9 protein-coding genes, 1 tRNA gene and 1 pseudogene are annotated in these 9,131 nt (G+C 65.3%); 10 read left to right on the top strand and 1 reads right to left on the bottom strand.

The window, feature by feature from the left end:
- The 7 genes and pseudogenes from H8A95_RS39645 to H8A95_RS39615 form a co-directional block, all read left to right on the top strand.
- Nucleotides 1–518: pseudogene (locus H8A95_RS39645) on the top strand (hydrolase); the annotation flags it as partial.
- A gap of 84 nt (nt 519–602) precedes the next feature.
- The gene (locus H8A95_RS39640; protein ID WP_229187988.1) at nt 603–1,988 is read left to right on the top strand and encodes a cytochrome P450; all 1,386 of its coding nucleotides are present in this window, start codon (nt 603–605) and stop codon (nt 1,986–1,988) included.
- A gap of 98 nt (nt 1,989–2,086) precedes the next feature.
- Nucleotides 2,087–3,496, top strand: coding sequence for an adenylate/guanylate cyclase domain-containing protein (locus H8A95_RS39635; protein ID WP_229187987.1), 1,410 nt, complete (start codon nt 2,087–2,089; stop codon nt 3,494–3,496).
- A 118-nt stretch (nt 3,497–3,614) separates the two neighbouring features.
- Entirely contained in the window at nt 3,615–4,118 is a 504-nt protein-coding gene (locus tag H8A95_RS39630; protein WP_229187986.1) for a tellurite resistance TerB family protein, read from the top strand.
- A 226-nt stretch (nt 4,119–4,344) separates the two neighbouring features.
- Nucleotides 4,345–5,124, top strand: coding sequence for an SDR family NAD(P)-dependent oxidoreductase (locus tag H8A95_RS39625; protein WP_229187985.1), 780 nt, complete (start codon nt 4,345–4,347; stop codon nt 5,122–5,124).
- Nucleotides 5,125–5,286: 162 nt separating this feature from the next.
- Nucleotides 5,287–6,114, top strand: a complete 828-nt coding sequence (locus tag H8A95_RS39620; RefSeq protein WP_229187984.1) for a glutamine amidotransferase — start codon at nt 5,287–5,289, stop codon at nt 6,112–6,114.
- Between the two features lie 116 nt (nt 6,115–6,230).
- A complete protein-coding gene (locus tag H8A95_RS39615; RefSeq protein WP_229187983.1) occupies nt 6,231–7,040 on the top strand; it encodes an enoyl-CoA hydratase in 810 nt (269 codons plus the stop codon).
- 112 nt (nt 7,041–7,152) lie between these two features.
- Here H8A95_RS39615 and H8A95_RS39610 read toward each other — a convergent pair.
- Nucleotides 7,153–7,228: transfer RNA gene (locus H8A95_RS39610), tRNA-Ala, on the bottom strand.
- A 301-nt stretch (nt 7,229–7,529) separates the two neighbouring features.
- Between H8A95_RS39610 and H8A95_RS39605 the strand changes: the two genes are divergently transcribed.
- The 3 genes from H8A95_RS39605 to folD are packed head-to-tail and all read left to right on the top strand — an operon-like array spanning nt 7,530 to nt 9,079.
- Nucleotides 7,530–7,820: a YggT family protein gene (locus tag H8A95_RS39605; protein WP_021078230.1), complete on the top strand. Its 291-nt coding sequence runs from the start codon at nt 7,530–7,532 to the stop codon at nt 7,818–7,820.
- Between the two features lie 37 nt (nt 7,821–7,857).
- Nucleotides 7,858–8,193 carry a DUF167 domain-containing protein gene (locus H8A95_RS39600; RefSeq protein ID WP_229187982.1) on the top strand — a complete coding sequence of 112 codons (336 nt, stop codon included), beginning with the start codon at nt 7,858–7,860 and terminating at the stop codon, nt 8,191–8,193.
- Between the two features lies 1 nt (nt 8,194).
- Nucleotides 8,195–9,079, top strand: coding sequence for a bifunctional methylenetetrahydrofolate dehydrogenase/methenyltetrahydrofolate cyclohydrolase FolD (gene folD / locus H8A95_RS39595; RefSeq protein ID WP_229187981.1), 885 nt, complete (start codon nt 8,195–8,197; stop codon nt 9,077–9,079).
- The last annotated feature ends 52 nt before the right edge of the window (nt 9,080–9,131 follow it).

Below are 9,131 nucleotides of genomic sequence, written 5' to 3'. Positions count from 1 at the left end.
CGACCAACCGGCCGGTGCCGGGTGCCACGGTCGACATTTATCGTGTGTCGGCGGAGACCGGCGAGCGCATCGGCGGCCCGCTGCACAGCTCGCAGACTGGCGCCGATGGCCGCTGGGGTCCGGCGCAGGTCGATTCGTCCTGGCCGCTCGAATTCGTGCTGACTTCGCCTGACGCGGTGACGACGCATATCTATCGCTCGCCGTTCCCGCGCTCCTCCGAGATCGTGCATTTGCGCGCGGCGCGGTCGCTCTCGCCGGCCGATTCCGGCGCGGGCGCCATCGTGCTGATGTCGCGGCCGCGCGGCTATTTCGGGCTGCCGCGCGACATCGTGCTGTTCGACGGCAAGGAGCCGGCGGATATCAAATCCGGCGTGCCGACCGATGCGGTGACGACGTTGCGGCTCGCCGCAGCCGATGTCGGCCGTCCGGTGGCCGCGATCTTCAACGGGGAGCGCATTGTGATGCGGGCCTGGCCGGCATCGGAGAACCGGATTGCGGTTGCCGAGCTGACTTATTAGGTCTGGTGAAGGGGTCCGCGCGCCTTCATGGCGCCGGGATCGCATGGCCGGATCGGCCGTTGCGTGAGGCAGGAAGCGACGACCATGAGCATAGCCGAAGTCTACGACATCACGGTCACGCGGCGGCCCCTGGTCCCGCCGGCTCCGCCGCGCGCGCCCGCCGACATGGGCGCGTTCCAGCGGATGCGGGTGATGCGCAACTCGCCGATCGAGACCTGGGGCCAGCGGGCCTATGAGGACGACATCGTTCAGGGCCGCTTTCTCAATCACTCGAGCTTCATTCTCAACACGCCGGACGCGATCCGCCACGTGCTGGTCGACAATTACGAGAACTACACCCGCACGCCGGCCGGCATCCGCGTGCTGCGTCCGATGCTGGGCGAGGGACTGCTGATCGCCGAAGGCCGCGCGTGGAAGCATCAGCGCCGCACGCTGGCGCCGGCGTTCACGCCGCGCGCGGTGACGACGCTCGAGCCATACATGATCGCGGCGGTCGACGAGACCATCGTCAAGCTGAAGGCCGCGAGCGGCGGCCCGGTCGATCTGCGCGAGGTGATGCAGCGGATGACGCTGGAGATCGCCGGCCGCACCATGTTCTCGTTCGGCATGGACCGCCATGGTGCGGCGTTGCGCGACTTCGTGATGGAGTATGGCGACACCCTGGCGCGGCCGCACATGCTGGATCTGCTGCTACCGTTGAACTGGCCCACTCCGCAGGATTTCCGGCGCGCCCGCTTCCGCAAGCGCTGGACCGCGTTTGTCGGCCAGCTGATGGCCGAGCGCCGCGCCGCCGGCAAGGACGACAACGCGCCGGCCCGCGACCTGTTCGACCTGATGGGCGCCGCGCGTGACCCCGAAACCGGCCAGGCGTTTACCGACGCGCAGCTCGGCGACCAGGTCGCCACCATGATCCTGGCCGGCCATGAGACGACCGCGACCGCACTGTTCTGGGCGCTCTATCTGCTGGCGCTCGATCCCGATACCCAGGAGCAGTTGGCAGCAGAAGTCAGGAGCGTGGCAGCGAATGGCACGCTCGATATCGAGCGACTGAAATTCACCCGCGCGGTGGTCGACGAAACCATGCGGCTTTATCCGCCTGCGTTTTTGATTGCGCGTGCGGCGGGCGGGCCCGACACCATCGCCGGCCGTCCGGTCAGGAGGGGTGACGTAATCCTGATCGCGCCGTGGCTGCTGCACCGGCATGAAAAGCTGTGGCGCGAACCGAATGCGTTCGTGCCGGCGCGCTTCACGACGGGAACGCCGCCTGATCGCTTCGCCTATCTGCCGTTCGGTGTCGGCGCACGGGTCTGCATCGGCGCGCATTTCGCGCTGGTCGAGGCGACGCTCGCGCTTGCGAAGATCATCGGCGCGTTCCGCGTCGCGCTGGCGGACAAGGATCCGGTGCTTCCGATCGGCGTCGTGACGACACAGCCGAACCGCTCGCCCGTATTCACGATCAAGCCGCGCTGACCTTGCGCGGCGGTGTTCCGATGCTCATCTCTTCGTTTGAGCATGGTCTTTTCGGAAAACCGGTCTCCACTTTCCGGATCATGCTCGAGGGGCTCACCATGAGCGATACGCAGGCCCATTTCGCAGTCCTCAGGCAGACGGCCGATCCGGCCGTCGCCGAAGCCTTGCAGCAGCTGATCGCCGATGGTCATGATCGCGAGCTCAATCGCATCAACGCTCTGGAGTTCGCGGACCGAACCGGGCTCGACCAGGAGAAGGTGATCTCCGGCTTTCTGCATGCCTCCCGGCTCGGCCTGTTCGACATGAGCTGGAACGTGCTGTGTCCGGGTTGTGGCGGTGTGCTCGATGCCCACACCACGCTGAAGTCGCTGCGCCATGACGACTATAATTGCGCGCTGTGCGCAGCCGGCTACGAGGCCTCCGTCGACGAGCAGGTCGAGGTTGCCTTCACCGTCAGTCCGCGCGTCCGCCACATCGCCGCGCACGATCCCAACACGCTGCCGATCTGGGAATACTTCCGCCAGATGTTCTGGAGTTCGGGGATCGAGTTCGACGAGAGCTCGGTGTCGACCCTGATCAACGAGGTGACGCTGGAGGGGCTCGAATTGCCGGCCGGCGAGAAGGCGATCCTGTCGCTCAATCTGCCGAACCAGTTCATCATCGTGTTCGAGCCGGTGACGCATTCGGCGCATTTCTTTGCCGTCGAGGGCGAGCCGACCACCGAGCGCCAGCAATTCTCGATCGCGTTCAACAAGTCGCATGCACCGACCGGCACCTCGACGATGCGGCCGGGGCCGCTGCGGCTCTCGCTGGAGAATCACGCCGACGTTCGCGTGCTGCCTTCGGTGTGGATTGCGGGCGATCCGCTGCACAAGCTGCTCGGCAAGCGCAAGCCGATCCTGACCGCGAAGCGGATGCTGTCGAACCAGACCTTCCGCGATGTGTTCAGGGCCGACAACCTCACCGTCGACCAGCGGCTGAAGATCACCGCGCTGACCTTCCTGTTCACCGATCTGAAGGGTTCGACCGCGCTCTATGAGCGGGTCGGCGATCTCGCCGCATTCGACCTGGTGCGTGCGCATTTCCATGCGCTGCTCGAGATCATCGCCTCCGAGCGCGGCGCCGTGGTGAAGACGATCGGCGACGCCGTGATGGCGACCTTCATCCGACCCGAGCACGCATTGTCGGCAGGATTGCGCATGCGGGCGGCGATGAAGCAGCTCAACACCGAGCGCGGCAAGGAAGATCTGGTCGTCAAGATCGGCATCCATGAGGGGCCGTGCCTCGCGGTGACGCTGAACGAACGGCAGGATTATTTCGGCCAGACCGTGAATATCGCAGCCAGGGTGCAGAGCCTGTCGACGTCGCAGGAAATCCATTTGACCCAGCCGGTGATGGAATCCGCTGCAGTCGCAGGGATCCTCGATCGCGCGGCGATCAAGCCAATCCAGAAGGAAGCGGCGTTGCGCGGCATTGCCGACAAGCTCGTGGTGTACGAGATACCGTAGTCATATTTCTGAAACGTAATGCTTGCCGAAACGTAATGTCGCAGCGGGAACCTGCGCGGATTGCGTCGGTTCTGTTTCCACGCCATATACATTTCAGTTTCATCCGACAGAGAGAGCGATGCTCGACGGACTCCGCCAATTCATTGCCGATATCGTCTCCCCCGATGCCCAGGCCGACCGCGCTTTCGATGACGGCGACTATCGCCTCGCGGCGACGGCGCTGTTGGTGCATGTGGTCTCGCTGGACGGTGAGCCGACGCCTGCCGAGACGCGCAAGCTGCACAGCCTGATCGAGAGCCGTTTCCAGCTCGATCCCGGCACCGCCGACAGGCTGATCGCCTCCGCCATGCGCGTCGAGGGCGAGGCGGTGGATCTCTATCACTTTACCAGCGTGATCATGCGCTCGGTGAATGAGGAGGGCCGGCTGCGCATCGTCGAGATGATGTGGGAGCTGGTCTATGCCGACGGCCAGGTCAGCGAGTTCGAGGACAACGTGGTCTGGCGGGCTGCCGATCTGCTCGGCATCTCCTCGCGCGACCGCATCGACCTCAAGCACCGGGTCGCCGAGAAGCAGGCGGAGCTGCCGAAGGGCCCGTGGGGCACCGCAGACGCGGCAATCTGACACGGTCACCTGCGCAAGCCTGAGCATCGTCGCCAGCGTCACGGATAACGAAATTTTAATGTCCATCGCGATTGTGGGCGATCCGACTGAAAATCTGGCGTTTCATCGCCAATTCGGCGGTCCGCGACTGTCCACAAGCCCATACGCGGCTTGCGTCCCACCGCATGCCTATGCTCTCGTCGCCCCGTTGGGGACCTCACTAGAATTTGCAGTAAGAGTTTGAAACGTGACCGAGCGTGTGACGCTGATAACCGGGGCATCGGCGGGCATAGGCACCGAACTGGCGCGCGTGTTTGCATCGAATGGTCACCGCGTGGCGCTGGTGGCGCGACGAGTCGATCGCCTGACGGCGCTCGCCGACGAGCTCACGGCCACGGGCGGCGCGGCGCCGATTGTGATTCCCTGTGATCTCCAGCAGACCGATGCGGGCGACAGGATCGCCGAGGCCCTGACCGCGGCCGGGGTCGAGGTCGAATATCTCGTCAACAATGCCGGTTTCGGCCTGTTCGGTCTCGCCATCGAGCGCGACCGCGCCGAACAGCTCAACATTATCAACGTCAACATCCGTGCGATGACCGATTTGACGCTGCGCTTTGCCGACCAGCTGATTCGCAACCGCGGCGGCATCCTCAACCTCGGTTCGATCGCAGGATTCCTGCCCGGCCCCGGCATGGCCGTCTACTACGCCAGCAAGGCCTATGTGCTCTCGTTCTCCGAGGCGTTGCGCTGCGAGCTGGCGCCGAAGGGTGTGCGTGTCACTGTGGTTTGCCCTGGTCCGGTGCCGTCCGAGTTCCAGGATCGTGCCGGCTTTGCTCCCGGGTTCGATTCGGCCATCCTCAACGTCGCGCCTGATGAGGTCGCCCGCCAGGCCTATCGCGGCCTGATGGCCAACAAGCGCGCGGTGCTGCCCGGCGCCTTCATCAAGCTGGTGCCGTTCCTGCTCCGGCTGTTCCCGCGCTCCTTCATCCTGACCGCGGTCGGCGGCTTTCAGCTCCGCAAGCGCTAGTTTCTCCAGAACAACCCTTGCATCGTCGTTAAGGCTGTCTCTGGCCCGCGATTTGCTTCGCCTGGGTGTGCGCAAACTCACACGATGTTAACGACCACTTAGCTAAGATCGCACCTTACGTGCCGAAACTTTAAGCAGAGGCCAAACCTTCAAGCTGAGGCAATGTCGCTCCGGTCTGACCAAACCCGCGTCGTGGTGCCCTTCGCAAACCGAAGGCCGGCCGCGGTCACGCCCGAGGATCAGACTAAAGCTCCGGCCTCGGACCAGGCGCCGCTGCGGCCGGTGCTGATCGTGCTGCATCAGGAGACATCGACCCCCGGCCGCATCGGCAACGCCTTGCGCGCGCTGGGCTACCCCCTCGACATCCGCCGTCCGCGCTTCGGCGACGCGCTGCCCGGCACGCTCGATGCGCATGCCGGCGCGGTGATCTTCGGCGGTCCGATGAGCGCCAACGATCCCGACGACTACGTGCGGCGGGAGATCGACTGGATCGCAATTCCCTTGCGCGAGCAGCGTCCGTTCCTCGGCATCTGCCTCGGCGCGCAGATGCTGGCGCGGCAGCTCGGCGCTCGCGTCGCGCCGCATCCGCAAGGCCGTGTCGAGGTCGGCTATTATCCGGTCAGGCCGACGCAGGCGGGCCGCGCGCTTTGCCCGGACTGGCCGGCGCGCGTCTATCACTGGCATGGCGAGGGATTTCAATTGCCGGCCGGCGCCGATTTGCTTGCAGCCGGCGATGATTTCCCGGTGCAGGCGTTCCAGTTCGGCAACGCCTTCGGCCTGCAATTCCATCCCGATGTGACCTACGCGATGATGCATCGCTGGACCGCGCGCGGTTGCACGCGGATGGATTCGCCGGGCGCGCAGCCGCGTCATCAGCACTTCGCCGAGCGCGCCGTGCACGATGCCGCCGAGCGCGCGTGGCTGACGCATTTCATCGATGGCTGGATCGCGCGGGTGCCGCAGCCGGTGATGCTGCAGGCCGCGGAATAGCCGCGCGGCGGAATTTCACGCCGCCTTTTCATTCTGATGGATGTGCTACTGTCGGCTGCCACGCGCGGGCCGTATCGCCGCGCGCATCAATAACAACAAGGCACAGGGAGATCGCCGTGAGCTACGAACACATCCTCTACGATGTCAGCGACAGGATCGCGACCATCACGCTCAACCGTCCCGACCGCATGAATGCGTGGACGGCGATCATGGAGCGGGACGTCCGCCACGCGATGGAGGCTGCGGCAAATGACGACGATGTTCGCGTCATCGTGCTGACCGGCGCGGGCCGCGGATTCTGCGCCGGCGCCGACATGGACGCGCTGAAAGGGATCGATCCCAACGAGGTCCGACGCGGCGAGAACATTCCGTTCGACATGAACCGCCGCGCCGATTGGCAGACGCGCTACGCCTACTATCCCGCGATCAAGAAGCCCGTGATCGCGATGCTCAACGGCGCCACCGCGGGCATCGGCCTGGTCCACGCGCTCTATTGCGACCTGCGCTTCGCCGCCGACAGCGCGGTGTTCACGACAGCCTTCGCACGGCGCGGCCTGATCGCCGAGCATGGCATCAGCTGGATGCTGCCGCACATCGTCGGTCACGCCAACGCACTCGATCTGTTGATGTCGGCGCGGCGGGTGTCCGCCGCGGAGGCGCTGCGCATCGGCCTCGTCAACCGGCTTTGCGCGCCGGAGAAGTTGCGCGAGGAAACCTACGCCTATGCCCGCGACCTCGCCGATTTCGTCTCGCCGAGCGCGATCGCGACTATCAAGCGCCAGGTCTACGACGTGCCGTTCCAGACCCTCGCCGAAGCCACCATCGACGCCAACCGCGAGATGCAGATCGCGCTCAAGGGCAATGATTTCCGGGAAGGCGTCGCGAGTTTTGTCGAGAAGCGGCCGCCAAGGTTTACGGGGACCTGAGGGGGAGGGTGCCGGCTAAAGTCCGTCTTCGCCCTTTGGGCTTCGCCGGACACCACGCTTCGCCCTTCAGGCAACTCGTGGCTGCGCCACGCGTAGCCCGAAGGGCGAAGCGTGGTGGAGCCAGGCGGGATCGAACCGCCGACCTCGTCATTGCGAACGACGCGCTCTCCCAGCTGAGCTATGGCCCCATCGCGACCGGGTGTTGCTGAGTGTCCCGGCCGTCAGTCGGGCGCCATTTACAGTCCCGCCCAAGGCCAAGTCAAGAACGGTGAAACAGCGGTTTTCGGGCTTTCCCGCCCGGAACTTCCCTTGTTTGCGGGGGGACGAACCGATATTTAGAGCATGATCCCGACCCGGCGGGCCGCGTTAGCGAGAAGTACGTAGCGGTTTTCCGAGAAGATCCTGCTCAAACAAGAAGCGCGCTGGCGGTTCAAGTCCGGTTTCGTTGCGCCGCTTTACCTGGTCGTCCCACCCGCGAGCCCCCATCATATGCGCGCTGTTCTCGACATCGTCATCATCGTCCTCGACCTCTATGTCTGGCTTCTGATCGCCTCCGCCATCCTGTCCTGGCTGGTCGCCTTCAACGTGGTCAACACGCGCAACCAGTTCGTGTCCGCGGTGGCCGAGTTCCTCTACCGGATCACCGAGCCGGTGCTGCGGCCGATTCGCAACGTGATGCCGAATCTGGGCGGCCTCGATATCTCGCCCATCATCGTGATCCTGATCATCATGTTCATCCAGCGGGTGATTGCCTATTACATCTATCCCAACGTGATCTGATCCCTGGCGATGGACCGCCGCTGATGGATCCTTGTTGATGGAGCCTTGGCGCTATTCCACCGAGGGCATCAGCATCGCCTTGCGCGTGACGCCGCGCGGCGGCCGCGACGACATCGACGGGATCGAGACGCTGGCCAACGGCCGATCCGTGGTGAAGGTGCGGGTCCGCGCCATTGCCGAGGGCGGTGAGGCCAACCGGGCGGTGACGGAGTTATTGGCCAAGGCGCTCGGCGTGCCCAAGGCCAGGGTGAAGCTGCTGTCGGGTGCCACCTCGCGGCTGAAGCAGGTGGCGGTCGACGGCGATCCGAGGCAGCTCGGCGACACCTTGAGGAAATTGACTGCGACCGCGCCGAACCGAGACACGAAGGACTGACATGACTGCCCGCATCATCGACGGAAAAGCCATCGCCGCCGAGCTTCGCGCCCGCGTCGCCGACGAGGTCGCCCGCGTCAAGCGCGACCATGCGCTGACGCCGGGACTCGCGGTCGTGCTGGTCGGCCACGATCCCGCGAGCGAGGTCTATGTCCGCAGCAAGCACACCCAGACCCAGGCCGCCGGCATGGCCTCGTTCGAGCACAAATTGCCGGAGGACGTGTCGCAGGCCGATCTGCTGGCGCTGATCGCGCGGCTCAACCGCGATCCGCTGGTGCATGGCATCCTGGTGCAGCTGCCGCTGCCGAAATCGCTGCACACCGAGACCATCATCAACGCCATCGACCCGGCCAAGGATGTCGACGGCCTGCACCCGAACAATGCCGGCCGGCTCGCCGGCGGCCTCGCCGCGCTGTCGCCCTGCACGCCGCTCGGCTGCATCATCCTGACCAAGAGCGTGCATGCCTCGCTCGAGGGCATGAACGCGATCGTGATCGGCCGCTCTAATCTGGTGGGCCGTCCGCTGGTGCAATTGCTGCTGAATGAGAACGCGACGGTGACGATCGCGCATTCGCGCTCGCGCGACCTGCCAAAACTCTGCGCCGAGGCCGATCTGGTCTATGCCGCGGTCGGCCGTCCGGAGATGGTGCGCGGCGACTGGCTGAAACCCGGCGCGACCGTGATCGATGTCGGCATCAACCGCATTCCGGTCCCCGGCGGCAAGCCGAAGCTGGTCGGCGACGTCGCATTCCAGGAAGCGCTCAACGTCGCCGGCGCGATCACGCCGGTGCCCGGCGGCGTCGGGCAGATGACGGTGGCGTGCTTGCTGGTCAACACGCTGCGCGCCGCCTGCGCGATTCACGGCCTCCCCGCGCCGGCGGTGTGAGCTCTTACCTCGCCCCGCTTGCGGGGAGAGGTCGGATTGCATCGTTAGATGC

It is taken from the genome of Bradyrhizobium oropedii (genome assembly GCF_020889685.1).
In the GTDB taxonomy this organism is placed as follows: domain Bacteria; phylum Pseudomonadota; class Alphaproteobacteria; order Rhizobiales; family Xanthobacteraceae; genus Bradyrhizobium; species Bradyrhizobium oropedii.
Note: the sequence above shows the minus strand (reverse complement) of the source record. Positions and strands in the feature narration are given on the sequence as shown.